The sequence below is a fragment of the Brevibacillus brevis genome (assembly GCF_031583145.1).
GTDB classification, from domain to species: domain Bacteria; phylum Bacillota; class Bacilli; order Brevibacillales; family Brevibacillaceae; genus Brevibacillus; species Brevibacillus brevis_E.
The window spans coordinates 6,019,460-6,044,528 of record NZ_CP134050.1; the positions used below are offsets into that span (position 1 = coordinate 6,019,460).

The window sequence follows — 25,069 nt, forward strand, 5'->3', positions numbered from 1 at the left end:
GCTTCTCCCCGCCTATCGGTGATTCTCCCAGTGATTACTGAAGCGTTTTTCGCATATCGTTCACTTTTGCCCACACTTTTTTGTAAAAACGGTACATCTCTTCCCCGTTTACAAACTCGTCGCGGTCGTACTCCAGATCGTTTTTGGCTCCCTGGAATGCGGCGGCGATCTCGTCGAGGCTCTGGACCAGAGCCGACGTATCCTCTGCGGAGGTCATGGCATCGCTTCTTCTGGCCGCCTTGCGGTTCAGCACGGCCATCCGCTTGTTGTCGAGAGCCCGGAATTGCTCGAAGAGGGCGAATTCCACATGCTTCGTCACCTTCATCAGGTTGATGAACGGCTCCCACGCCTCTTCTTCTTCATCCTTGTCGTAGACGTACAGGGCGCCTTTTTTGCAAATGGTTCCGGTGTACAGCGCCTCGATGAAACGGGTAACCAGCTCCTCTTCCCCCTGCATCGCGCTGACCAGCTGCTCGAGCTCGGCAATCTTACGCTCGATTTCCTCGTATTTGCGTACCTCTTCCTCCATCAGACGGATCAGCTCCGGATAGCGAATCAGGTTTTCCTTGGCCATTTCCTCGTTGATGCTGCCGAAAATATCGCGGGTGTACTCACGCTCCAGGCCGTTTTCCATGAAGCCTTTCAGCTCAGCCAAAAGGCGCTTGATTTCGCCCGGATTGAGCTTGGAGCTGTCTTTTGCAAGCCCGCGCTCGTCCAGATAAGACGCCAGATCAAACGGCTTCGTGATGATGCACTCATACCGGCTGCTGGTCTTGCTGTCGCTGCCCTTTTCGCGAATGCTGCCGTAGCCCATTGCCCGGTCGAACAGGCGGCGAACGCCAGCGTTGTACGCTTTGATCCGCGAGTTTTGGTACGTGTCGCCCCACGACTTTTCCGGGATCGGCGAAGGCAGGTACGCCCAGTTGTTCTTCTCGGTCTGCACCAAGTGGCGTCCGATGCCCTCCCGATCCAAAATGGTGCGCTCGTAGCTTTCCTCGTACACTTTCAGCGGCGTGTAAACGAACAGCGGAATGCCGTTTTTGGTATTCAGCCAGAAGATCCGGTTTTTGACCTCGCTCTCCTTGACCGTGAAGCGCGATCCGCTGATGGCGGTATCCTGATAGTTTTTGATCCCTTTCAAAATCGCCGGCGCTTTCAGCGGCACCGAGACGAAGCCCCAGGACGGGAAGTGCATGTTGCCGAGGTTGTTGCTCAGGTGGAAAACCGGGATCGCCTCATCATCCAGCTTGCTGGCGATTTTGCGCTCCACGATGCGGTCCAGCGTCTCGTCCTGGCCGTACTTGATGACCAAAAACTCTTCCATCGACTTGGTGATCAGCTCGCCGAATTTCTCCGACAAAAAGTCCGAGATCGAGCTGACGATGTCCAGCTCCTGCTCCTTGACCCATTGATCCGAGCGCTCCAGCAGCTCGCTCGTAAAGTCGCGGATCAGGTCGTCGGCATCCTTTTGCTCCAGAATGTTCCCGATGACTTTGGCGATGTCCGGCACGCCCACGATATTCCAATAGTACGTCTTGTTGCCGGTGCGGTCCGTTTCCTCGCCGCCATTGATCAGAATGTCGCCGTTCTTTTCAAAGATCTGGTTGAGCGTGTTCAGCACTTCCGTAAAGACGCTGTAGATCCGGTTGTTTTCCGCGTTCAGGAGACGGTGCAGCTCCTCGTAGAACTCGATCATATGCTCCAGCTTCTCCTGATCGGCCAGCAGCTGGTATTCGTTGATTTTGGCATCGATGTAGATGTTTTTCTTTTTCTCCTTGGAAATGAAGGCGCTGCGGGCATCCCCCAGCTTTTCGTTGGCCGTCTCTCTCGCGCCCTCGATTTCCCTCGGGAAGCTCTCCAGATTGGCCTTCAGGCTCTCCACGTACGACAGGATCATTTTCAGCAGGCAGAAGCCCTTGTCCGAATGAATCAGACGGGAAGCATAAAACGGACCCTGCTGCGGATGCAGGAACACCCGCTTGATCATGTCGCCGAATACGGCGATCAGCTCGCCGGGAAGCTGCTTTTTCGCCTTGATGTACTGCTCCCTGGCCTTGGCCAGGTAGCCTTGCTCCAGTTCGTGGTCGATGCTCACGACCTGCTGGCTGATGACGTTGCTGTAGCTCATCCGCTCGCTGTTTTCATAGCCGGGAAGAGGCTCCGGCACGCGCTCCTCGAACTTGCGGGAAATCGAGTCGATGTCGATGCCGAGCTTGCGGGCGAACTTTTCCGCATCCTCTTGGGTTGGAGCCACCGTGAACATCTTTTCCATCTTCTTGAACAGGCGGTAGGCCAGGTACGTCGTCATTTCTTCGATCGGCAGCACCGCGGAAGAAGCGCCGATGACGTTGTACTGATAGTTGGCTGCGTACGCTTTCGGCATCTGGTTGATGTTCGTGCGGATGTTGCTGATGTAGTCATGGATGGCGAACTCCTCGCCCGAGCGCTTTTCCTCGCTCGCCATGAAGTTGGTGATGTTCTCCGCCGTCACGTTCATGCAGTAGTCGTAGGCGTTTTCCAGCGCTTTCCCTTCCAGGTTGGTGGCGGAGATCAGATGGCACAGGTTGAACGGCGGCATCGGCGACTGCACGGTCAGGACGTTGCCGTACTGCTGGCGGAATCGCTCGCCCCGCTCGTCCGCGTTCATCCAGTAATCGAGCTCCTTCAGCGCCGCGTAGCCGTTTTTCATGATGTAGTCGCGGGTATGGGAGCTGAGGCTCTTGTTGGACAGATTCACGTCAGGGGTAAACAAATAGCCGAGCGTGTTGACCTTGTCCACTCCGGCGCTGCCGAAATCGCGCTCCAAAATTCCCCGCACGATGTAGGCGATGTCCAGGAAGCAGCCGCTCCCCGTCCCGCCGGAGATCCCGCTCAGCAGAAAGACGGTCAGCTTTTTGTTGGTGCCTTCGCACAGCATCTTGATCTTTTTTTCGATCGTCTGTACGACCTGCGTAATTTTCGTAAACAGGAGCAAGCGGCCTGCCTGTCTCACGCCAGATGCCCCGCTGATGCCATCCGTGATCGTCAGCTCCGGAGAAAGCCAATCCGTGATGTATGGCTCGAGGATGCTGCGGTTTTGCAGGACGCCTCCGATCTCGGGATTGGACAGCAGGACGAATTCCGTCACGGGGTCAAGGCCGATGCCTTTGTACTTTTTGTTGCGGTCGTGCTCGTTGGTCTCGAATGCGATGAACTCGATGTTGTCCGGTTTTTCCTTGCGCTTTTTGGACAGGTGGTCTACCGGCAGCTTGAAGCGGCGGTTGACTTGATATTTCAATCGCAGCAAGGCATCGATGCCCGTGCCGCCGATCCCGATTACGAGCATCGGGTTGTCGATCGTGTCTACCCGGATCTTGTCGCTGACGATTCCTCCGCCGAGCGATACGTCCAATTGCTGAATGTGTTCTCTCACAACTGCTTTCATATTCGATCCACTCCTAGACGATGTAGTCTACAAAAACGGACTTGTTGACGCTGGTCAGCGTAATCTTGATGCGGTCGTTCTTCTTCAATTCCTTGCCATGGCTCATGTCGAGCACGCGGCCTGCCTTCTCGATCCGGCACGTGGAGCGGTTCTCCAGAATCAATGTATCGTTTTTCCCCGGAAGGAAGATCACCTTGTCCGTCTCCTGGAACTCCGGCGCCAGCTGCAGCAATTGATGCAGCTTCACCCTGCCTTTAAAGGCGCTCAGTTTCTTGTACTGCGGATTGGATTTGTCGCCGGTGTCCTCGTCCACGATCTCGATCGCCAATTGGCCCGCAAAGCCTTTGTTGGCCTTGCGCCAAACCGAGAGTACGTACAGGACTATAGCGACCACCGCGAGGAGAGCTGCGCCGGAGCCCGCGACCAACAGCCACGGGAAAGGCTTCTGGTCGGAATTCGCCCCTGCAGGCGGCTGCTGCCCTGCCTGGGTGCCTGCTCCCGATGCAGAGGCATCGACGAGGAGAGGCTGCGTCTCCCGATAAAAGCTGGTATCCTCCGCTTTGACTTTCAGCTCGTAGGCATGGCTCGCCGGAACCGTAAAGCTTCCTTCAAATCCGCTGCCGGTATTGGTCAGCGGCATTTCGCTCGTCTTCTGGTCGGTCTTGTCCGTGACGATGAGGGTCCCTTTCATTTGCTTGTACAGATCCAGGCTGGATACTTTTTGCCCGCCCGTCACCAGCGCCGCTTTCACCGGTACGACATCGCCTGCCTGGAACGACTGTTTGCCCACCGGCTCCATCTGCAGCTGCAGATCGTAGTTGTAGATCATGTTGATGTCGATCTTTTCCTTCGGGACTCCTTTTACTTGCAGCGACCAGCCGCCCTGCTGCGGCTTGATCAGCTTGATCATCGTATACGCATTGGACCGGGAGAGGCGGACCTGGTCGGACGGGATCGGCACTTCCTTCCCGGCCGGATCGAACAGCTTCACCTCCACCGATTTGGGCGACATGATCGAGATGTTCGCCTCCATGACGTTGGCATTCGGGATCGCGATCGGCACTTCCTGGATCTGCCCGCTCGCCGTGAAGCTTTTGATCGGCACGACTTTCAGCTTGAGATGATTGGCAAAAATCTCGCTCAAGATCTGCGGCAGCTTGTCCGCCGTGCTCGTCTCGAAGAACTTTCCGTTCGTCTCCGCCGCGATTTGCTGAAGAGTCGTCCGGTTTAGCTGCCCGTCGGCATTGAGGCCGATCGTATAGATCGGATAGCCTTTGCTCTTCGCGGCCTTGACCGCTTCCTGCAGCCGCTTGTCCGACTGGGCTTGGGAGCCTCCCGCGGATTCGTTCAGATAGTTGTTGCCGTCTGCCAGAAGCACGATGATCGGCGCATTGGCGGGATCATGTCCGGCATCGAGAATTTTTACGGCTTCGGTGACCCCGACGGAAATGTCCGTGTAGGCGCCCTTTTGCAGACTGTCGATAAACGCTTTGATATCGTTCTTGTCCTGCTCCGAGTTCACCTCGAGCAAGGCTTTTTCCCGCTCGATCTTGTCCGTGTAGGAAATCACGCCGATCTTGTTCTTCTGAATCGACGTCATGTCCACGAACATTTTCATCGCTTCGTTGCTTACCTTGTTTTTATCGCTTTGGGTCATGGAGTTGCTGACGTCCACGACCAGCACCGCATCCATGTTGCTTGCACTGGTTTGCGCAAATCCGGGATGTGTGCCAGCGACGACCGAGATCAACAGCAGCGCTGCACACACTGCGTATCGACACCACACACCAAATCGTATCATTCTTTAGAACCTCCGCTTCGCACAGTATTTGCGAACTATTGCAAAGAAAGTAAGACTGTGACACTATTACCACTATATTCAGGGGCAACAGTAGCCAAAAAGACATGGATAATAGCCTCTACACGTAATACGATACAACTTGAATCTTTGTTACAGATTTCGACACTATCCCATCACAGGAGAAAAATATGGTAACCTACTTCATTCTCGCTGCAGCTTTCACCTTGCTTGCCACCCGGTTCGTAAGGCTGCTTCGATTGAAGCGGCAAAACCTCTCCGAAGCCGAGATCGATCGGCATCTGCGGGCCTTGCTGAACGAAAAGAGGGAGAGGCCATGAGGAAGAAAATCGGGGTGCTGTTCCGAAAAACGAGGAAAACCTCCTATACCTTCGAGCGCCTGCAAGGGTGCAAGCGGTGCCGCACGTATCACGTCCTGTGGGAGACGCACTGCGACCAATGCGGGCGGGAATATCAACCAATCCGCAAGCTCTCGGCCACCGTCACGCGACGCTACGTCCAGACGCGCTTTCTGCTGCTCGGGCTGTTTGTTTGCCTGGCGGTCCTCTGTGCACAGACGCTTGTCCAGCTGCTGACAGCCTGCGGGGTCGGTCTCGTGCTCTTCGCTTTGTTTTTTCTCATCCAAAGAAAGTACGGAGACTTTGAGAAAAACGCGCAGTTCGTGTCCTTTCTGACGCAGGAGCAAGCGGCGATCAAGCAAGCTCTCGTGCACCATCTCGAGGACGTCGGGGCGGACGTGAAGGCCGGACGCATCAAGGAAGCGTATGAAAAGACGCGCGAGATCGGCCATTTCATCCAGTCGGACACCATCAAGATCCGCAAGATCATGTTCCTGAATCACTTCATACTGCGCAAGGACATGGAGCTGGAACTGGATACGCTCATCCCTTCCACCTTTGACAAAGATTTCATTGAATATTTGCGCGAAGTGGTCAAGGTCCAGCCTTCGCTCGTCAAGAAGTCGGTGCTGGATTACGTCAAGCGCTACAAGTCGTACATTCTGCTACAGGAAAACGGCGAACAGCTCATCGGCCAGGTCGCCGGGGCAGCGCTGCGCATGAAGCCTTACGCCGAGCAATATCAGGACCTGATCATCGAATTCATCGATTACTTGCCGAGGGACCGCCTGCTTCGCCTGGCCAAGCTGGCCCGCACTCACCGCCACGACGGCTGGGAGCGGCTGTACGAGGCGGCAAAACAGCGGATAGACACGCATTATTCGTTCGATCCCGAGTTTGCGGGAATCTTGTAGGGGGTGACTCGTTTATGGGGATCACTTCCTACCACAAATCGCTCTGGGTCCGCAACATCGTGCTGGTGCTCACGTTGACCGCTCTGGCCGGAGCCGTCTGGAAGATCGGCGCGAGCATCGGGAAAATTGCGGCTTACGATCAGGCGCGCGCTTACTACGATGCCGGCAACCTGATTTTGGCCGAACAAACCTTTTCCGAGGCGAGCGCCTATTCCGGGATTCGCTATGGAGATGAAGCGTGGGAGGCGTTCATGGCGGAGCTGACCGCCATCCGCCAGCAGCTGGAGTCGCTTTCGCAGCAGATGCAGACTGCCGCTGGTGACGGGCAGGAAGAACAAATGCTGCAGCTGTATGAGCGCTACCAATCGTGGAAGCAGGAAAGTGTCCGACAGGGCGGGCAAAGCGCTTCCTTTTTCCAGACCATCTCGGAGCGCCTGGGTATGGAAAAAGCGTTGCACAGCTATTTCCAGTCGGCCATCCAGCTGTCCAAGGCCCATATTGATGCAAACACATCCGGGAAATCCTACGAAAACGAGTCCTTTATTCATACGCTGGCCATCATTCCCGCGGAGTTTTTCGGGGGGAAAGAGGCCAAGCAGAAGGAGCTGCACTCGCTTTTCCAGCGCTATGAAACCGCGAAGCTGGGGGCGCTTGCCTCCTCCTCTCCCTTTGCCGACGTCGTCGCCCGCACGGCAGCGAGCATCCGGCTGTACAAGCAGGAGGGCATTGCGTCCGATTGGCTGCGGGATCTGCTGGAACGCTACGCCCTCGGTGAGGTCAGGCAGGCGATCCGGCAAAAAGACCTGCCAGCCTTCGTCACCATGGCAAAAGCGTATCGGGAAATCAAGGACGTGCTGCCGGGTGATTCCGGCGTGCTCGCCGCGATCGACGACCATGTCGAGAGCCGCATCGAGCAGGCGGAGAACTACGCCAAAGCACGCCAGTTCTCCAAGGCGATCGAGCTGTATCAAGGCTTGGGAGAGCTGCTGGACACATCCCAGTTGATCGCGGGAGTGGAGGAGCTCTGGACCGAGTACGATCCTGCGCGGATGCTTACGGCAAAGTACCCGGACAAGACGTTCCAGTCGGTCCTCACCGGCACGGATCGCTGGGGAACCAAGGTTTACGCGCTGGGGGTAGAGAAAAACGGGAATCGCCTCTTTGCCGCTGCGAAACTCGAAGGCGAATCGGCCCCGGTGTACATGGAAAAAGCGCTCGACACAGGCGGGGGCGTCCGCATCAGCCTTACCGATTTGCAGGATGACGACAAGAATCCCGTCCTTCTGGTGCAAGGCCAGGGAAGCAAGCGGGCTTTCACCTATATCGGCCTCGTCCCTGATTGGTCCGGCGCTTCGCTGAACGAGCGGTTTACGATCGAAGCCGACGACCTCGCGGTGGAAGATGCTGCGCGAGTCATCATAAAAAACGCGGTAGGAGACGGAGAAAACGAGATTGCCCTTTTCCAATTCGAAGACAGAGGCCTGAAGTACGAGGAACGGCTAGCCGAGCTGCAGACGGAAACGGATAAACCGGAATCCCCCGGCGTCGACCAGGATGAAGGCAGTAGCGATGAAACCGATCAACCATCTGCTATGGCAGACGTATACGCCGGGCCCGGGGAAACCTATGAGATTATCGGCCAAATCTCTCTCGACGGCACCTTCGATGTCGTGACCGAGCTGAACGGCTGGTATCAGATCCGATTCAACGGCAAGGAAGAGGGCTGGATTCAAGCTCCGCGGCCGTGAGCACAACCCGATGGAGGCCTTTCCCGAGTGGGCCGCAGCCAGAGATATTGCGGCGATGACAGAGGGGCGGCGCGGCATACACCAAAAGCTTCAGCAGGGCGAAAGGCAGTGTCCTTTCACTCCCACTGAAGCTTGAATTTTAAAAGCGATTCGCTCTTCGTCAAAATACTCAAATGGTCGGCTTCTACCACATATTTTTGGCCGTCCAAGGCAAAAACGCTCTCCATCATCACATTGCCGTCTCCCATTTTGCTGTTGATCGCTCCCACCACCCGTCCATCGACCCACTTCACCGGGGAGCGGGACGGGACGGTCTTCAAGTAGTGCACGGTGCTCTGCCCGATCCCCGCTACCAGCGTGACGCGAATCCCTCTGGCGGGAATCACATCCATTTGGCTGTTCAGTTCGTCCATCACATGGTTTTTGGTGACCATCGAGTCGTACGGGACGAAGCTCTCCACCCCGTCCCTTTTCTCCAGCAAGTAGTCTCCGTACGCTTCGCTTGGGATCAGGTCGAGCAGGCTGGGAAAGTTTCTGTGGATCGCCTCTATTTTGTTGCGGGGAAGCCCGCGTTCCAAATAGGCCAAGTACACCGTCATGTACAGCTCTACCACGTTTTTCGTCGGAGCTGCCGCAGAAGGCAGCTTTCCCCCTGCCCAGTAGCAATAGCTGACGGGCGACCCCGCGTTTGGAGTAGCCAGAACGATCATCTGGTTTACGTCCCCCTGGTACGAATCGCTCTGTACATAAGCCCTCGCCACGAGCCCCCCCATGCTGTGGCAGATCAGATTCACCTCGCTCGACCCGGTTTTCTGCTTCGCCCACCGGATGGTTTTGATGAGGTAGTCAGCGGAATAAGCGATCGGCTGCCTCCAGTCGTAAAAGGCGACAAACAGCTGCTGACCCATGTGGTAGCCCATGTTCTCCAGCATCGAAATCGTCGGCTCGTATGCAGTCCGGGCCAGGCCAAAGTGCCAGTCCCCTGTCCCTTGGATGATCTGGTCGCTCATCGAGCCAAACAACCCGGGAACAAACACAATCGGTCTCTTCTGCAAGCGAGGGTACGCCATCTTCGCTTCCTCCTCTTCGCAAAAAACTCTCTGTCTTTGCCTATTCCTGCACGGCTTGGCTGGTTCCGCTGCACTTTTTTCTCTCTTCCGAATCTATGAAATTGATACATTTGTCCTCCCTATTGATCGAAACAACACGCTATAATAAACGTCTAACGCTTAGGAGGAGTACCCCTATTGCAGCCAAATCTATACTTGTCGGAGGATTCACAAAATGAAGTTGCGCAAGTGGTTTACGCTTTTGCTTATGTTCGTGATGTGCATGCCCGCGATGGGATTGTCTGTGCATGCACAGTCTGCACCTGAGATCCGCATCCTTTTGGACGGACAAGAGGTCAAAAGTGACGTCGCGCCTTACATACTCCCGGGTGTAAACGTCACCATGGTTCCCCTGCGGGTGATCAGTGAAAGCCTGGGCGCGGAAGTGTACTGGGATCAAGACAAACAGACAGCGACGATTTTGAAAGAGAACACCGTGTTGTCCATGACAGCAGGCCAATCCGTGGCTTTTGTAAACGACAGCTCGGTTCCGTTGGATGCCTCTGCTCAAAACAAGCAAGGCAGGGTGATGGTCCCGCTCCGTTTCGTTTCCGAGCAGCTCGGCCTCACGGTCAATTGGGAGCAGGCCACGCGGACGATCACGCTGTCGACCGGCTCGAGCAGCGCCGGAAGCACGAGTGACGTGAGCACGACTCCTCCCAAGGATGTGACAGACGGTTCCACGCCGGCACCCGTTCCTGGCACCCCTGTTTCAACCGGCGGCTCCATGAGAGGCGTATGGATCTCTACGGTTTTCAATCTCGATTGGCCTTCTACCGGCTCCTACGGCAACCAAGCCAAGCAGCAGCAGGAGTACGTGCAGATGCTGGACGAGCTGCAAGCCATGGGGATGAACAGCGTCTTCGTGCAGGTCCGTCCTGCCGCCGACGCCCTGTATCCGTCTTCGCTCGTTCCGTGGTCGAAGGTATTGACCGGTACCCAAGGGAAAAATCCCGGTTACGACCCGCTCGCTTTCATGATTGCGGAAACCCACCGTCGAGGCATGCAGTTCCACGCGTGGTTCAATCCGTTCCGCGCCAATACCGATGCCAAAACGGATCAGCTGGCTGCCAATCACGTGGTGAAGCAGCATCCTGACTGGATCGTCAATTCCGGCAACAAGCTGTACATCAACCCGGGGATTCCTCAGGCGCGCCAGCAGATCATCAAGGAGATCATGGAAGTCGTGCAGCGTTACGATATCGACGGGGTCCATCTGGACGATTACTTCTATCCGTCCAACGGCACCTTTAACGACGATGCTACCTTCAAAACGTACAACAGCAAAAAGATCGCCAGCAAAGCCGACTGGCGCCGCGACAACATCAACCAGTTCGTGCAGCAGCTGAACGCTTCCATCAAAAGCGTGAAGCCGGCCGTGCAGTTCGGCATCAGCCCGTTTGGCGTATGGCGCAATATCGGCGTCGATCCAAGCGGCTCCGATACCAAGGCGGGCGTGACCGCCTACGACAACATGTACGCGGATGTCCGCACCTGGATCAAGCAAGGCTGGATGGATTACGTGACTCCGCAAATTTACTGGAGCCTCTCATTTGCTCCTGCCCAGTACGACAAGCTGGTCACCTGGTGGTCCAACGAAGTCCAAGGCACGAGGGTCAAGCTCTACATCGGACATTCCCCATACAAGCTGGGGACTTCGGAAGCCGGCTGGCAAAACGTTCAGGAGATCATCAACCAGCTGGACTACAATACGCTGCATCCCGAGGTGCAGGGAAGCATCTTCTTTAGCGCGAAAGACCTGCGGAAAAACCCGCTCGGCATCATTCAGGCGCTCAAAAGCTACTACAGCCGCTGATCGACCTAACCGAAAAATCTGGGTGTGCCTAAGGCTGGCTTACCATCCGAACAGCAAAAAAGCCCCCGCTTGGCCGGGCAGCGACCGAAAGATGTCAGCTGCCCCGACCAACGGGGGTTCTTTTATTCCTTCCTCCCATACATTTTTTCCTGGTAAAAGAAGTTGGGCGTCTCCACCCGGTTCTCGTATGCGCTGTGGAAAATATGCGTAGCCGCAGGAGAGATGGGAGGGATAAGCCAAGTCCAATCGCCGGTGACGTCCCGCCCCTTTTTTTGCTCCCGTTCTTCAAAACGCATAAACTGCTGGCTCGCCGTATGGTGATCGACGATGGATACGCCCTTCTCCTTGAACGAATGCAGAACGGCCACATTCAGCTCGACCAGCGCCTTGTCCTTCCAGAGCGAAGCCTCTCTGCTTGTGTCCAGTCCCATGATCTGTGCCACTTTCGGCAGCATGTCGTAACGCTTCTGGTCGGCGAAATTCCTCGCACCGATCTCCGTCCCCATGTACCACCCGTTGAAAGGCGCTGCCAAATAGTCGATTCCTCCGATTTCCAAGCGCATGTCGGAGACGATCGGCACCCCGTACCACTTCAGGTGAAGATCGGCAAAGGCCTCGATTTCCGGATGGACGATCGGGACTTCCAGCACGATCTCGCGAGGAATTTCAAACCATCGCGGCGCCTTGTCCCCTGCCTGCAGGACCAGCGGCAACACATCGAAGGCAGTCCCCTCGCCCCGCCAGCCCAAACGCTCGCATGCCTTGGTCAACTCCAGGGAAATCGGGTCGCCCAGAAAGCCGTATTCCGTTTCGTACCCGGCGTAGCGAATCAGCTGGTGATTCCAGATGCGCAGCTGCTCGCCTCCCTCGCGCCTGGGCGCGAACACCGTAATGGCAGGACGGATCTTCCCGCCGTTGGTCGCGTATTCGATATGGCGAAACAGCGCCTCGGCCATTTCTTCCTCTGTCCTTGCTTCACGCTCATCGAAGACGTGCAGCGTTTCCCAAAAAAACCGGCCGATGCAGCGATTGCTGTTGCGCCACGCCATTTTCGCCCCGTGCGCAAGCTCCTCCGCCGTGTGCTCGTACGCTCCGTGTCTCGCAATCGACTCGCGCACCTCCTGCAGACGCAGCTCGGTCTCTTGCGTGGATTTTTCCAGCTCGCCGTAGCATGTACGGATAAAGCGCTCAGCGGCTTCCCACATTTGATGATGTTCCATAGTGCCCTCTTTTCACGCTCGAATTGCCCTTATTATAATTTCTTGCCACAGCGATTACCAATCAATCAGACACCTGTCACAGCTCTGTCAGATTCCTTGTCCGATCATCCCGTTTCTCTCGCGGATACCTCCTTCCTGAGCGCCTTGCTGTCCGTGAACGAGTACTAGGAGAAATTCAACGGATATTTGCAGGAAATCGCTCAAAAATACTTCACGGAAGCGTACATGGGGACGAAAACCGCGGAAATTTCCGACATGATCCTGCCCTACGTGGAAAAGGACCCGACCAAGTTTCACACGACCGAGCAGTTCAAGGAGAGCGTGTCAGGGGGAAAAAGCCTGGTCCTTCTTTTGATCGGAACTACGGTCTTCGCGCTTCTCTATCGAAGAAGACGGGTTTGACGAGAATGAACAAAAGGTGATCAATCAAACACGGAATCAACAAAAAAGCGGCCCTTCTGCAGGACCGCTTTTTTTGTTTCCCTTTGCTTCTTATTTCCACGGGATCAGCCTGCGCTCCAGCCATTGAAGCACCCGGTTGAACAACAGCCCAAGCAGGGACAGGATCAGTACCCCGACCATCAGCTTGGTCGTAATCATGAGGTTCCCGTAGTGCAGCACCATCGCGCCGATCCCTTCCTGCGCCGCGACCATCTCGGCGGACACCAAAAGCAGCAGGGACGTTCCCGCAGACAGCTTCAAGCCTGCGAAAATCATCGGCAGCGAGCCCGGCAAAATGACCTTGCGAATGACGTTCAGGTGGTTGGAGCCGAAGGTCACGGCCGCCTTGATCAGCATCGGATCGACGTTTTTGACGCCGGAAAACGTGTTGATGACGACCGGGAAAAAGACCCCGAGGGCGATGATCGCCACCTTGGGCAGCTCGCCGATCCCCAGCCACAAAATAATCAGCGGCAGTAAGGCGATCTTCGGAATCGGGTAGATCGAATACACGATAGGAGACACGATGGCATCCGTCCAGCGGGAGAACCCGAGGATCAGGCCCACGAGAATGCCGAGGGCAGCTCCGATCGCGTATCCGACCCCAATGCGGTACAGACTCGCGAGCAAATCCTTGTAAAGCTCGCCGCTGGAGATCATGTCCCAGGCCGCTGCCAAAATTGCAGTAGGTGCAGGCAAAAACAGCGGAGGAACGATTTCCAGACGGCAGATCACTTCCCAGATCACGAGCAGACAGGCAATCCCCATGACTGCAGCATACCTGGGAATTTTGGTTTCCAAAAAGGCTACACGGTTCGTTATGACTTGTCGTTGTGGATCAGACATCCTGTTACCCCTCCCTCGACGCTTCGCGGGCATCGTGGCGAATGAGCTGCCAGATCTCGTCGGCATACTGTTCGAATTGGGCCCGGTACTGTTCTTGATCCCGGCCGATTTTCGGCAGATCAATCTGAATGATGCTCTTGATCTGGCCAGGATGTCTGGACAAGACGATCACTCGATCCGCCAAATAGACGGCTTCCTGGATGTTGTGCGTCACATAGAGCGTGCTCAGCTTGGTGCGGTTCCAGATCGTCAGCAGCTCTTCCTGCATGATGGTGCGGGTCTGCGCGTCCAAAGCGGAAAACGGCTCGTCCATCAGCAGCAAATCCGGCTCGATCGCAAGCGCCCTGGCGATCCCGGCCCGCTGTCTCATCCCGCCGGACAGCTGCTTCGGATACGCGTTTTCAAAGCCGCTGAGTCCGACCATCTCGATGTAATGCTTGCCCTTTTCCTGCTGCTCCTGCTTGCTGGCCCCGCGCTCTTCCAACCCGAATATTACGTTTTCATAGACGCTTCGCCACGGGAACAGCGCGATTTCCTGAAAGACGATGCCCAGACTCGGTTTCTTTCCGTTCGTCCCTTCGAAATACACTGTTCCGTTTGTCGGCGACATCAGTCCGCCCACGATGTTCAGCAGAGTCGACTTCCCGCAGCCGCTCGGCCCGACGAGGACGACGAACTCCTCTTTTTCAATGGCGAAGCTGATGTTTTTCAGGGCGGTAACTTCCCGTTTTTTCGAGTCAACAAACGTTTTGTCGACGTTTTCAACTACGATTCTCATTGCGGTCACTTCCCTAATTTCTGCACAGCTTCATCGAGCAACTGGGTATTAACGATTTCTGTCGTATCGATCGCCTTGTCGATCAGTTTTTCCTTCGCGTACCAGTCTACCTGTGTCTTGATGTCGGACTCCAGCAGCTTTCCGTCGCGGTCGATGTACGGCAGACCTTTTTTGATCATGTCCGGCTCCTGGTCGGTGTACTTCGCGATGATGCTCACGACTTCATCGTAGTTCGCACCCGGTACGATTTTGCCGTCTTTCTGGGTCAGGACTGCATCGTAGTAGTAGCGGGTCGCTTTTGCGTACGCCTTGAGGAAGCGCTCGGCTGCGTCCTTGTTGTCCGCCAGTTTCGGCGAGAAGAAGATGCCCGAGGTCTGATAGTCCATTTCGTCGCCTACTTGCGCGATCACTTTGCCATAGCCCTCTTTCACGACAGTGGAAATGTTCGGTTCATTCAGCAGAATCGCATCGACCTGCTTGCTCTTCAGCGCTTCCATCAAGCCTTTGATGCTGTTGAGCGGCACCAGCTGGACATCGTTCAGCGTCAAGCCGTGTTTCTCCAGCAATCGACCCGCCATGTAATGGTACGTCGAGCCGGTTTGGGTGATCCCGATTTTCTTGCCCTTTAGCTCTTCAATGCTTTTAAGGGCTGAATCGCTTGGGAACAACAAAGCCGAGGAAGAGTAGCCCTTCTGCTCTCTGCCCTTGTCCGCCACGATAACCAGCTTTTGTCCGCCTGCGACCATGTTGTACAAGCTGGCGGTGATCCCTGTCGCCCCTACGTCTACGCTGCCTGCTGCAGTTGCGACTGCGATCGGTTGAGCTGCCTCAAACCATTTTGCCTGTGCATCGATGTTCTCTTCCTTAAAAAAGCCTTTTTCGATCCCGATAAACAGCGGCGCCGAGCTGGTCAGCTTCAACATACCGACATCAATTTTAATAGGCTCCGATGCGGCGGCTTGTCCGCTTTGTCCTGTCTGCTGCTCCGCCGTCTGGCCTCCTTCAGACTTGCCACAGCCCACGAGCGCCAGGGACAGTGCCAACGCTGCGCTGAGCAGTATACTTGCTTGCTTTTTCACGATTCTTTCCCCTCCAATTTTAGTCGTAGCATCCCACGTTTAATTTTAATTATATTTCGACAAAATAACATAAAAACTTGCATAGATCAATGTTTCCATTTCAATAAACGCTCGTTCCCCGACTGGAAAAGCCTGGTCATGTACACAATCTGGCCGGTGTGATACGAGTAATGTGCCGTGGTATGGGAAAGAATCTCGAGGATCGTCTTTTGATAGGAAGCAATCTCCGCGCCGGGTGGATAGACAACCGTGACGACCCGCTCCAAATCTTCCCCTGTCAATCGCTCGATTTCCTTTCGCGATTCATCGCGCACATAAGTCAGATGCTCCAGCAGCTCAGCACCCGTATGCGTCCTCTCCGCCAAAAACTCCTCGGACCGCTCACGGACAAACGGCTTGTTTCCAATCGCGCTCACCACATTGTGGTATTCGTTGCCCGCCAGATGCAGGCACAGGTTGCCCACGCTGTTGGTCCCCTCTCTCCCCCTCCTCCAGATCATCTCTTCCGGCAGCCTCTCGAGAGCCTTGCGTATGCGGTCTAATTCCGTGTCCAGCAAATGCAGGGTTTGCTTGTAGAACAGCTCCATGCAGCTACTCTCCTCCTTTTCAATGAAGCAAGAATTTTCATTTCAATTACAGTTTACAAAACACGAAAAGCCGGGACTGTTTCACTCCCTCGGCCTCGTGTCCGCTTGTGGACTCCCGTACCCCTCCAGCATGACTTGGAAAATGAGCTCGTTCCACTTAGCGTCCAGCATGGTCTTGTCTTTCGGAATCTGAATGGATTGGAACAAGAGGCTGGCGATCAGGCTGCTGGGGATGTCGGCGCGAATCGATCCGGACTGTTTGCATTCGTCAATCACATCGGTCAAGAGTCGGGTCAAGACATGGTGCTGCTGACGGAGCTTCGCCAGGTTTTGTTTGACGCTCGGCGATGCTTCACCGTTCACGAAGGGAGCAAACAGCAGGATTTGATGAAGATGCGCGTATTTCATGAATGAGTCGAAGATCCTGCGCAGCCGCTCCAGCGGTACTGCGATGTTATTCAGTCCTTCGTATTCCGCCATGATCGTATCCATGAGATGGACCATGAGCGCTGCGATCAGCTCGTCCTTGTTGGAAAAGTACTCGTAAATGGTGCTGCGGCTCACATTGAGCTGGTCCGACACGAGCTTGAAATGAAAGCCCGCATACCCCTTTTCCATCAGGATGTTACCGGACACCGCGTAAAGCTCGTGGATGTTCATTTTTTGTTTGGCCATATCAACGCCCTCTTTACTTGCTTTTCAATGCACCGAACTGACAAATCTCGATTATGAACAGTTTACACAAGCCCACCTGGAACCTCAACCCTGCTGCCCGTTCACGGGCGGCGGCTCCTTCCGCCGACAACACCCGAGTAATAGACTGTGAAAAGCCTCCGCAGGCGGTCCTGCGCCCCTCGATTTGCCAGCCAGTTTTGTGTCAAAATCGTTACGTTGTCCACGTTCCAGCAACAACCAATCCACTTTTTCTGCAAAAACTATTGCAAACGGGGAAAGAAACGGTTAGATTTTGGTTAATTGATAATGATTTTTATTCTCGCTATATAAGCAAGCACTTATATGATTTCGATAAGGGGTTGTCTTTTCACGATGAGCAAGAAATGGGTTTATCCTTTGAGCGCAGTTGTACTCGGTTCTTCCTTGATGCTGTCCGCATGCGGAAACGCGGACACCGCGAAAAAGCCTGAAACTGCCCAGCCTGCACAAACCACCGCTGGCAGCCAGACTCCAGCTGCTGACTCCAGCCAGGCATCTGCTGCATCGCCGGAGCTCCAGGCTTTGATCGACAAGTACCAAAAATGGGTGATCGAGCAAACCGACCAGCTGGTAAAATCCACGGAGGCTTTCACCAACGCTGTAAAAGCCGGCGATATGGAAACAGCCAAAAAGCTGTATGCTCCTTCCCGCGCTTACTATGAGAAAATCGAGCCGATCGCCGAATCGCTGGGAGACTTCGATCCATGGATCGACGCACGCGAAGGCGACGTCCCTGACAACGAGTGGCGCGGTTACCACAAGCTCGAAAAAGCGCTGTGGGAAACCAAATCCCTCGAAGGACAGGACAAAGTCGCCGATCAGCTGCTGCAAGACGTGAAGCAGCTCCGTGTGAAAGTAGAAAGCGTGGAAATCGATGTGCCGATGCTCGTCACCGGCGCGGTCGAACTGCTGAACGAGGTATCTACCAGCAAAGTGACCGGGGAAGAAGAGCGCTACTCTCACACCGACTTTTACGACTTTGCCGCAAACGTAGAGGGCGCGAACGAGATTTTCAAAGTGCTGAAATCCTCGGTAGAGGCCAAAGACGCCGCGCTGGCAAAAGAAATCGAGACCCGATTCCAGGAGCTGGATCAGGCTCTTGCTCCCTATCGCAAGGGTGACGGCTTTGTCCTCTACACCGATATCAAGGAAGACCAGGTGAAAAAGCTCAGCCAGGCATTGGACGCCCTGGCGGAACCTCTGTCTAAAATGGGAACCATAGTAGGAGGCTAACCCGATGGATACGAAACGTCTCGAGACGATTGGCAACAAGAAACTGACTCGACGGGACGCGCTGAAGCTGGCTGGTGTTGGAGGACTCGGTCTGTTGGTAGGAGCAGGCGGCATGGGTGCGCTCATGCAGCCCAAGCCTTCCGCCGCGAATTTGGCCGGATCGGCGGAATCCAACTCCGCCGACGGGATTGTTCCTTTTTACGGAAAGCACCAGGCCGGAATCATTACGCCTATGCAGGACTTTATCTGCATGGGTGCTTTTGATTTGACGGCCACCTCGCTTGATGACGTACGGAAGCTGTTCCAGAGCTGGACAGAGGCTTCCGCGCGCTTGACCGCGGGGAAAAGCGTCGGAGACGAGAGCGGCCACTCCCTTCTGCCCCCGGTCGATACCGGCGAAAGCATGGGACTCGGTGCGATGCGCATGACGATTACGTTTGGCCTCGGACCTTCTTTCTTCGACGAGCGCTTTGGATTGGCGAGCAAGCGTCCCGCTCCCCTGGTCGATCTGCCGCATTTCAACAGCGACGATATTCGAAAGGAATGGACGGGTGGCGATGTCGTCGTGCAGGTCTGCGCCAACGACCCGCAAGTCGCGTTCCACGCTTTGCGCAATTTGGCCCGCATCGGGCGCGGAAAAGCGGTGCTCCGCTGGGTGCAGGACGGTTTCCAGCGTACCAGCGCGGCCGATCCGAAGGGCTCTACGCCGCGCAACCTGCTTGGCTTCAAGGACGGCACGGCCAATCCAAACGTAAGCGATGAGAAGACGGCAGACGAGATCGTCTGGGCGCAGTCGTCCGACGATCCGGCCTGGATGGCGGGCGGCTCATACATGGTCATGCGCCGAATCCGCATGCGAATCGAGGTGTGGGACCGTTCCACCCTCGCCGATCAGGAGAGCACATTTGGCAGACACCGCGAATCCGGCGCGCCGCTGGGCAAAACGGATGAATTCGACGACCTCGAGCTGGATCGCAAGGACAGCAAAGGAAAACCGGTCATCCCGGCCACCTCGCACGTCGCCCTGGCGCATATGGACGGGAAAGTAAAAATTTTGCGCCGCGGTTATTCGTATTCCAGCGGCATGGATCTGAAAACGGGACAGTTGGATGCAGGGCTGCTGTTCGTGTGCTTCAACCGCGACCCGCGCAAGCAATTCATCCCCATGCAGCAAAAGCTGGCTGCAGCCGATCAGCTGAACGAGTACATCTCCCACGTCGGCAGCGGCATTTTCGCCTGTCTTCCCGGGGCAAGTGAAGGCGGATATATCGGGGACACCCTCTTTTAATTTCCTACAGGGATGGAGTGAAACAACTTGAAACGCTACATGCTCATCATCTGTATGTCCTTCCTGCTTCTCGCCTCGGGACTTTCGCCTGCCCATGCAGAACCACTGCAGGCAGACGAGCTGAAGCAAATGATCGCGCTCTCCAGCGATGCGTTGATCAGCAGCGGGGACAAAAACTGGGACGAAGTGAAAAAAGCCGTTGCCAGCATGCAGACACTCTGGGAAAAAAACGACGAGACTTCTGCAGAAGCCCAGTCGCTTACAGCGGCCTTGGCTGATGCCAGGAAGGCGCTGGACGGCGTAGGCAGCGATCCCGAAGCCGCATCGGCCGCCATTTCCAAGCTCGCAAAGGCAGCCGACCGATTCGTCTCTGCCAAAGAAGATTCCGGCAAGCCAAAAGAAAAAGCGCACAAGCAAATTTCTGCACTCCTGCCGCTGCTCCAGGACAGTCTGAAAGCTGCGACGGCGGGAGATGGCGAAACCTCCATGAAGGCGTACAACAGCTTCGTCACCGGCTGGTACAAAGCCGAAAACCTCGTCCGGGCGGAAAATCCCCAGGTGTACGGCAATATGGAAGTCAAGATCAGCGGCGCACGGATTGCCCTGAACACACAGCCGCCTGACCCTGAGAAAAGCAAAGCAAAGCTGCAGGACCTGATTACCGCCGTGGAAGATTACCTTTCCGGCAAAGCAGCCGCCAATGCGGCGAACGCGACTGCTGCTGCCGGCGATCAGCCGTCTATCGCTTCCCTGCTGGAGCTGCTGGATTCCGTGGCCGTCGACATCCAAAACAAGCAGGCCGACAGCGCAGCGGGAAAAATGGATACGTTTATTTCCACGTGGCCGTCCGTAGAAGGCGTCGTCATGACGAAATCACCGGCTACGTACAGCAGCGTCGAGGCAAAAATGGTATCCATCCCGACCCTGATCTTGTCCAGCCCTCCGAACTGGGAGAAGGCCTCCGCTTACATCCAGGAACTGAAAAGCGAGCTTCAGCCTTTCGCCGCTTCTTCTTCCTACACTGCATGGGATGCCGGAGTGATCCTGTTCCGTGAAGGTCTGGAGGCCATTTTGATCATCGTCTCCCTGCTGACGTTCCTGAACCGCTCGGGCAATGAAGACAAGCGCAAATGGATCTGGTCCGGAGCCGGCGTCGGCATCATATGTTCGGCCGCTCTCGCCATTTTGCTCAGCATCGTGTTCTCCAATCTGTCTACCGGCAGTTCCCGGGAGACCATTGAAGGAATTACAGGCATTATCGCCGTCCTGTTTATGCTGACGATTGGCGCCTGGCTGCACAGGAAGTCCAACCTGCAAGCGTGGAACCGCTACGTGGAAAAGTCGATCGGGACATCGCTGGCCAAAGGAACCCTGTGGTCGCTCAGCTTCACCGCGTTTCTCGCAGTCATCCGCGAAGGGGCGGAAACGATCATCTTTTACATGGGGATGGCCGCATCCATTCGCATGGCCGACCTGTTTATCGGCATCGGCTGCGCACTCGTGGTGCTCGCGCTCATCGCCTTCGCGATCATCAAGCTCAGCGCCCGAATCCCGATCCGGCCCTTCTTCCTGGTAGCGAGCCTGCTGCTCTACTACATGGCGTTCAAATTCATCGGCGCCAGCATCCATTCGCTGCAAGTGACGGGCAGCCTGGCCTCCCACAGCTCCGATTACTTGCTTTACGCGCCGCAGCTCGGCATCTACGCCAACTGGGAGACCACCATTCCGCAGCTGGTCGTACTGGCGGTCGTCCTCGTCAACTTCCTTCGCAATGCGGGAAAACGGACGATCAAGCCGCTGCCGCAAACCAACTGAACCATGCAAAAAAACCCGCAGCTTTGGCATGAGTCATTCATGCGCCAGGCTGCGGGTTTACTTTTTTCGTTCAACATGCTCGCTTTATACGAGGAAGCTGCCGCCCGTTGAAGGCCGCTTCATGCCAAATTCACTTGTGCGGAAACAACGGAAGCTCCTGCAGGAACAAGATGTCGGTACGCGCAGAAGCGTCTCCCTCTGCCAGGATGGCTGCACGGGCCACGACGTTGCCGCCCGCTTTTACGACCAGATCCTCGATCGCTTGCAGCGATTGGCCGGTACTGATCACATCATCGACAATCGCTACCCGCTTCCCGGCGATTTCCTTGGCATCCGCTCCGTCCAGGCACAGAATCTGCTTTTTCTGCGTGGTAATAGAGACGACTTCGTTCACCAAAGGCCCATCCATGTACGGCTTGATGCTTTTGCGAGCCACATAGTACTTCTTCAATCCAAGCAGCCGCGCCATTTCGAAGACGAGCGGAATTCCTTTGGCCTCCGCCGTAATCAGCACGTCCACCTCAGGGAGCTTTTCCACCAATAGCGGAGCCGCAGCAGCGACCAGCTCTGCATCGCCGAGAATGACGAAGCTCGCGATGCTCAAATCGTCCGCTACTTGCATGATCGGCAATTCACGAGTGACTCCCGCTACCTCGAGCGTATAGGTCTTGTTCATTTCGTTCCCCTCCTACATTCCGAATAAACCAATCAAAACTCTCATGAGCAAGCCAGCCAGCATCCCGAAGAACGGGTCGGAGATCGCGGTTACGACCATCGTCATGCCGCCTACCAGGCTGGAAGAAGCGTCGCCGCCGGTCAAAGCAGCCGTAGCATTGCCAGGTACCGTAACGATGGCACCCAGTACAAACAAAAAGCCGGAAATCGATTCACTCGGGATAAAACGGCCAATCTTCGGCAGCAAGCCCGCAAACAGGATCGCTGCCATCAGCACCATCATCAGAACTCCCGATGCGACCGGATGCGGAGCCCCCGACGTGGCGGAAATGATCGCTTCGACCGGCGCACCGCCGAACAGCGCGGAAATCATGTCAGCTACACTGCTGATGACGCTGAGCGTGTCGATGTTGACATCCGTTTTGGCAATCTCCCCGTTGATCTGTCCAAACGCGATGTTCGCCCCGATGTTGAGGCAAACCATCGCCATAGCCCCGCGCAGAATGGCAGGCGAGAACGTCAGCTTCTGCAGCACGAGCCGATCGTTGGCCACTGGCTGGATCGGACTGCCTTGCTTGAGAAAATAGGACACGGCGCTGGACAAAATGACCGAGATCGTGACGGTGTAGACCAGGTCTTTCGTCAAGAAATAGGTGAGCAGACCGGAGGCCATTGAGCTGACCCCGACTGCCATGTTGCTGCGGGCCATCTCCCACGATACCCGCGCCAGCATGATCCCGACCCCTGCCATCATTCCGTTCGTGATGACCGGACCGATGAAGTCCACGATTTTTTCAAGAAAACCGAACAGACCGATGATGGTCATGATGATTCCCCCGACAAAGATCATGGAGAGCCTCTCTTTCATGCTCTTGCCAATCGTCCCTGCCAGCGTGATCGTTTCCGCCTGATAGGAAACGACCGCTACCGAGCCTGTCAACGCATTGCCGGCGGCGCCTACGAGAAAAGCCAGTGCCGTCGGAACGGAAGCGAAGCCGAGAGACAGAGCCAGAAGCCCTTGCGGCAGCCCATTGAGAACCACGCTGAGGGCCGCGATGATATCTTTCCATTCCATTGTTTCAAAGCCCCTTTTCCTCAAAGATGATAGATCCGATAGATTTTACATGGGTAACGGTATCACAGAATCCGATCTTTTTCAATTTTTTATTGTTTATCATTCGTATTTAACATATCAATCTCCTGAATTAACCCGTTACCCATTGAAACAGTTTCCTATTTACGAACGTTTCCTAGTAAATGGAATTTACCCGAACACGAAAAAAGCATGAGCGCAGATCCATGGATCTCACTCATGCTTTTTCGCCTCTTATGCTTCTTTCGGAAGGACAATACCCCGGTAAAGCTGTACGGTGATGTAGTAATACAGAGCGTAGATTCCTACGAAGATCACTGTCGGCACCCAGATGTCTGCATATGGCGCAAGCAGGATGACCGAGAACATCTGCATGCCCACCAGCACGTGCAAGAGTCCCATCAGGGCAGGGAAGACGAACACCAGAAACAGCTCTTTGTAGATCGATCCGACAAGCAGCGACTTGCGTACGCCGATCTTGCGCAGCATGCTGTACCGTTCGCGGTCTCTGCTCGCACCCGACAAGATTTTAAACATCAGGCAGCTTGCCATCATCGCCAGAAACGCAATTCCCAGGAAGAAGCCCATGAACATCGTGCCGCTTGTAAAGGCGTACAGGCTCTGGTACATGCTGAATTTGGAGGACAGGGACGTTTCGTCTATTTTCTCATCCGACACAGCGGCCAGCCGCTCCAGCTGGCGTTGTTCCATGGCTTTCAGTTGCTGCTTGTACTGGAGGAAATCGTCCACCTTGGCCAGCAAAAGCGTATGTTCCTTGCCTTGGATCCCTTCGTAGACGGTCTTGTCGACAATTTGCGTCCGTTTGTTTCCCTGCAGGCTGTAGCTCACCATAAACTCGTTGCGGATCGCAGTCTCCCAGTCCTCCGGGATCGGCTCGTTGGCGGGAGCTGCCGATTGTTTCTCACTTGAATCTCCCCCGTAGACCAGAGCCGGCAGTGGCGTGACGACGCGCTCCGGTTTGCTGTCCGGATCGTACGCTTCCACACTGTTCGTGGAGATCAGCGGCGGATTTGCGAGCAAGTCGTCCTTCAGGTAGTAGGTGGTCTGCTCATCCATCTTGTATCGGTACATCAACTGCTCTTCTGCCTTCATCGATTTGATCGCATCCAAATCTTCCGTTGTCGGGTCCTGCAGGGTGATATCGTAAACGTGGGCCAAATTGGCGATCAGACTGACGTTGTTTTGGAAAGCCAGCCCTCCGGCCATCGCTCCCACGCCAAGTGCGATCAGCATCGCCACGGTCGCGAGCACTCTCGTCAGGTTGTTGACCCGGAAGCGGAGCTGGGCAAACGTAAAGGCATTCAATTTCCGGTCGTTCAATCGCTGATTTTTCTTCAGCATCTGCACAAACAAAGGCAGCAGCGCGATGAACACGAGGTACGTCCCGATCGTCGTCGCCACGGCAGCTACGATGAAGCCCAGGGCCAGCAGCTCCCTCATGTGGACGATCGCGTAATACCCGACTGCCACGAGCAGGATCCCCAGCAACGCAACCAGGAAGGCGGCAAACCCTTTCGTTTTCACCCGGTCATTCTGCTGTTCCGCGCGAATGAGATCCAGTTCGGTCGCCTTGGACAGCCGAATGGCGTTGATTGTAGACGTCAGCAGGAATAGCACCAGAAAGAACACGCCGGTCATGATCAAGGCCGGTACGTAAAACGGCTGGTACCCGTTCGCCGGAATTTCCAGCTGCTTCAGCAAAAGCTGGCCGATTCCATTGGCCAACACGATGCCGACGATGCTTCCGACGACCAAGGACAAAACGCCCATCCCCAGCGTCTCCATAAATAGAATCCGGCTGATTTTGCCTTTCTTTGCTCCCAATACCCGGTACATCCCCAGCTCCTTGCGGCGGAGCGAAAGCAGAAACGAATTGGCGTAAAAGATGTAGAAGATCGTGATAAACGCCAGCAGGAACGAGCCCACATGGAATACCAGCTGAATGGAGCTGATGATGGAGTTATCCTTCGTAAACTGGCCGTTCAGCGCCATCGTCTGAAACATGTAGAAAATCGAAATGGAAATGACCAGCCCTACGAGCAAGATCAGGTAGTCCTTCATCATCTTGCGCATGCTCGATAGCGAAAGCTTGAATAGCATCCTCGTCCCCT

20 protein-coding genes are annotated in these 25,069 nt (G+C 55.4%); 8 read left to right on the top strand and 12 right to left on the bottom strand.

Translation table 11 applies throughout. The annotated features are described in order from the left end of the window. Positions 1–34: 34 nt before the first annotated feature. A complete protein-coding gene (locus RGB73_RS29520) occupies positions 35–3,424 on the bottom strand; it encodes a tubulin-like doman-containing protein (RefSeq protein ID WP_310767384.1) in 3,390 nt (1,129 codons plus the stop codon). A 13-nt stretch (positions 3,425–3,437) separates the two neighbouring features. Then, on the bottom strand, positions 3,438–5,225 hold the full coding sequence (locus RGB73_RS29525; RefSeq protein WP_310767386.1) for a vWA domain-containing protein: 1,788 nt from the start codon (positions 5,223–5,225) through the stop codon (positions 3,438–3,440). A 188-nt stretch (positions 5,226–5,413) separates the two neighbouring features. Between RGB73_RS29525 and RGB73_RS29530 the strand changes: the two genes are divergently transcribed. The 3 genes from RGB73_RS29530 to RGB73_RS29540 are packed head-to-tail and all read left to right on the top strand — an operon-like array spanning position 5,414 to position 8,243. Then, a complete protein-coding gene (locus tag RGB73_RS29530; protein ID WP_310767388.1) occupies positions 5,414–5,563 on the top strand; it encodes a hypothetical protein in 150 nt (49 codons plus the stop codon). Further along, positions 5,560–6,495, top strand: a complete 936-nt coding sequence (locus tag RGB73_RS29535) for a hypothetical protein (RefSeq protein ID WP_310767390.1) — start codon at positions 5,560–5,562, stop codon at positions 6,493–6,495. The genes RGB73_RS29530 and RGB73_RS29535 overlap by 4 nt, the downstream gene beginning before the upstream one ends. A 14-nt stretch (positions 6,496–6,509) precedes the next feature. Continuing rightward, on the top strand, positions 6,510–8,243 hold the full coding sequence (locus RGB73_RS29540; protein ID WP_310767391.1) for an SH3 domain-containing protein: 1,734 nt from the start codon (positions 6,510–6,512) through the stop codon (positions 8,241–8,243). 116 nt (positions 8,244–8,359) lie between these two features. Here the strand turns inward: RGB73_RS29540 and RGB73_RS29545 are convergent, their stop codons facing one another. Next, complete coding sequence (locus RGB73_RS29545) at positions 8,360–9,313, bottom strand: esterase/lipase family protein (RefSeq protein ID WP_310767393.1); 954 nt, start codon at positions 9,311–9,313, stop codon at positions 8,360–8,362. Positions 9,314–9,527: 214 nt separating this feature from the next. On the opposite strand from RGB73_RS29545, the gene RGB73_RS29550 reads away from it, so the two are divergent. Further along, the gene (locus tag RGB73_RS29550; RefSeq protein WP_310767395.1) at positions 9,528–11,168 is read left to right on the top strand and encodes a family 10 glycosylhydrolase; all 1,641 of its coding nucleotides are present in this window, start codon (positions 9,528–9,530) and stop codon (positions 11,166–11,168) included. A 122-nt stretch (positions 11,169–11,290) separates the two neighbouring features. On the opposite strand, the gene RGB73_RS29555 is transcribed toward RGB73_RS29550, so the two are convergent. Next, positions 11,291–12,388 (bottom strand): nitric oxide synthase oxygenase, encoded by a 1,098-nt coding sequence (locus RGB73_RS29555; RefSeq protein WP_310767397.1) that lies wholly within the window; start codon positions 12,386–12,388, stop codon positions 11,291–11,293. Positions 12,389–12,574: 186 nt separating this feature from the next. On the opposite strand from RGB73_RS29555, the gene RGB73_RS29560 reads away from it, so the two are divergent. After that, positions 12,575–12,790, top strand: a complete 216-nt coding sequence (locus tag RGB73_RS29560) for a hypothetical protein (protein WP_310767399.1) — start codon at positions 12,575–12,577, stop codon at positions 12,788–12,790. A 90-nt stretch (positions 12,791–12,880) separates the two neighbouring features. On the opposite strand, the gene RGB73_RS29565 is transcribed toward RGB73_RS29560, so the two are convergent. The 5 genes from RGB73_RS29565 to RGB73_RS29585 all read right to left on the bottom strand — a co-directional run bounded on the left by RGB73_RS29565 (position 12,881) and on the right by RGB73_RS29585 (position 16,794). Then, complete coding sequence (locus RGB73_RS29565) at positions 12,881–13,675, bottom strand: ABC transporter permease (protein WP_310767401.1); 795 nt, start codon at positions 13,673–13,675, stop codon at positions 12,881–12,883. Between the two features lie 4 nt (positions 13,676–13,679). Beyond that, the gene (locus tag RGB73_RS29570) at positions 13,680–14,453 is read right to left on the bottom strand and encodes an ABC transporter ATP-binding protein (protein ID WP_310767403.1); all 774 of its coding nucleotides are present in this window, start codon (positions 14,451–14,453) and stop codon (positions 13,680–13,682) included. A 5-nt stretch (positions 14,454–14,458) separates the two neighbouring features. After that, positions 14,459–15,532, bottom strand: coding sequence for an ABC transporter substrate-binding protein (locus RGB73_RS29575; RefSeq protein WP_310767405.1), 1,074 nt, complete (start codon positions 15,530–15,532; stop codon positions 14,459–14,461). A gap of 86 nt (positions 15,533–15,618) precedes the next feature. Further along, positions 15,619–16,119 carry a DinB family protein gene (locus RGB73_RS29580; protein WP_310767406.1) on the bottom strand — a complete coding sequence of 167 codons (501 nt, stop codon included), beginning with the start codon at positions 16,117–16,119 and terminating at the stop codon, positions 15,619–15,621. An 81-nt stretch (positions 16,120–16,200) separates the two neighbouring features. Then, entirely contained in the window at positions 16,201–16,794 is a 594-nt protein-coding gene (locus RGB73_RS29585; protein WP_310767407.1) for a TetR/AcrR family transcriptional regulator, read from the bottom strand. Between the two features lie 372 nt (positions 16,795–17,166). On the opposite strand from RGB73_RS29585, the gene efeO reads away from it, so the two are divergent. Genes efeO through RGB73_RS29600 form a run of 3 tightly spaced genes read left to right on the top strand, consistent with a single transcriptional unit; the run spans position 17,167 to position 21,169 of the window. Continuing rightward, positions 17,167–18,066, top strand: coding sequence for an iron uptake system protein EfeO (gene efeO, locus RGB73_RS29590; RefSeq protein ID WP_310767408.1), 900 nt, complete (start codon positions 17,167–17,169; stop codon positions 18,064–18,066). 4 nt (positions 18,067–18,070) lie between these two features. Beyond that, a complete protein-coding gene (gene efeB, locus RGB73_RS29595) occupies positions 18,071–19,354 on the top strand; it encodes an iron uptake transporter deferrochelatase/peroxidase subunit (RefSeq protein WP_310767410.1) in 1,284 nt (427 codons plus the stop codon). A gap of 27 nt (positions 19,355–19,381) precedes the next feature. Next, complete coding sequence (locus RGB73_RS29600) at positions 19,382–21,169, top strand: FTR1 family iron permease (protein ID WP_310767412.1); 1,788 nt, start codon at positions 19,382–19,384, stop codon at positions 21,167–21,169. Positions 21,170–21,299: 130 nt separating this feature from the next. On the opposite strand, the gene RGB73_RS29605 is transcribed toward RGB73_RS29600, so the two are convergent. The 3 genes from RGB73_RS29605 to RGB73_RS29615 form a co-directional block, all read right to left on the bottom strand. After that, positions 21,300–21,845 (bottom strand): phosphoribosyltransferase family protein, encoded by a 546-nt coding sequence (locus RGB73_RS29605; protein WP_310767414.1) that lies wholly within the window; start codon positions 21,843–21,845, stop codon positions 21,300–21,302. A gap of 12 nt (positions 21,846–21,857) precedes the next feature. Continuing rightward, positions 21,858–22,919 (bottom strand): solute carrier family 23 protein, encoded by a 1,062-nt coding sequence (locus RGB73_RS29610; protein WP_310767416.1) that lies wholly within the window; start codon positions 22,917–22,919, stop codon positions 21,858–21,860. A 252-nt stretch (positions 22,920–23,171) separates the two neighbouring features. Next, complete coding sequence (locus RGB73_RS29615; protein ID WP_310767418.1) at positions 23,172–25,058, bottom strand: FtsX-like permease family protein; 1,887 nt, start codon at positions 25,056–25,058, stop codon at positions 23,172–23,174. Positions 25,059–25,069 lie beyond the last annotated feature (11 nt).

What these genes read in the sequence shown, in the direction of transcription:
- RGB73_RS29550 (WP_310767395.1), top strand. Translation starts at nt 9,528, where the DNA reads ATGAAGTTGCGCAAGTGGTTTACGCTTTTGCTTATGTTCGTGATGTGC.
- RGB73_RS29525 (WP_310767386.1), bottom strand. Translation starts at nt 5,225, where the DNA reads ATGATACGATTTGGTGTGTGGTGTCGATACGCAGTGTGTGCAGCGCTG.
- RGB73_RS29585 (WP_310767407.1), bottom strand. Translation starts at nt 16,794, where the DNA reads ATGGCCAAACAAAAAATGAACATCCACGAGCTTTACGCGGTGTCCGGT.
- efeO (WP_310767408.1), top strand. Translation starts at nt 17,167, where the DNA reads ATGAGCAAGAAATGGGTTTATCCTTTGAGCGCAGTTGTACTCGGTTCT.
- RGB73_RS29520 (WP_310767384.1), bottom strand. Translation starts at nt 3,424, where the DNA reads ATGAAAGCAGTTGTGAGAGAACACATTCAGCAATTGGACGTATCGCTC.
- RGB73_RS29535 (WP_310767390.1), top strand. Translation starts at nt 5,560, where the DNA reads ATGAGGAAGAAAATCGGGGTGCTGTTCCGAAAAACGAGGAAAACCTCC.
- RGB73_RS29530 (WP_310767388.1), top strand. Translation starts at nt 5,414, where the DNA reads ATGGTAACCTACTTCATTCTCGCTGCAGCTTTCACCTTGCTTGCCACC.
- RGB73_RS29565 (WP_310767401.1), bottom strand. Translation starts at nt 13,675, where the DNA reads ATGTCTGATCCACAACGACAAGTCATAACGAACCGTGTAGCCTTTTTG.
- RGB73_RS29605 (WP_310767414.1), bottom strand. Translation starts at nt 21,845, where the DNA reads ATGAACAAGACCTATACGCTCGAGGTAGCGGGAGTCACTCGTGAATTG.
- RGB73_RS29615 (WP_310767418.1), bottom strand. Translation starts at nt 25,058, where the DNA reads ATGCTATTCAAGCTTTCGCTATCGAGCATGCGCAAGATGATGAAGGAC.
- RGB73_RS29555 (WP_310767397.1), bottom strand. Translation starts at nt 12,388, where the DNA reads ATGGAACATCATCAAATGTGGGAAGCCGCTGAGCGCTTTATCCGTACA.
- RGB73_RS29610 (WP_310767416.1), bottom strand. Translation starts at nt 22,919, where the DNA reads ATGGAATGGAAAGATATCATCGCGGCCCTCAGCGTGGTTCTCAATGGG.
- RGB73_RS29545 (WP_310767393.1), bottom strand. Translation starts at nt 9,313, where the DNA reads ATGGCGTACCCTCGCTTGCAGAAGAGACCGATTGTGTTTGTTCCCGGG.
- RGB73_RS29540 (WP_310767391.1), top strand. Translation starts at nt 6,510, where the DNA reads ATGGGGATCACTTCCTACCACAAATCGCTCTGGGTCCGCAACATCGTG.
- efeB (WP_310767410.1), top strand. Translation starts at nt 18,071, where the DNA reads ATGGATACGAAACGTCTCGAGACGATTGGCAACAAGAAACTGACTCGA.
- RGB73_RS29580 (WP_310767406.1), bottom strand. Translation starts at nt 16,119, where the DNA reads ATGGAGCTGTTCTACAAGCAAACCCTGCATTTGCTGGACACGGAATTA.
- RGB73_RS29570 (WP_310767403.1), bottom strand. Translation starts at nt 14,453, where the DNA reads ATGAGAATCGTAGTTGAAAACGTCGACAAAACGTTTGTTGACTCGAAA.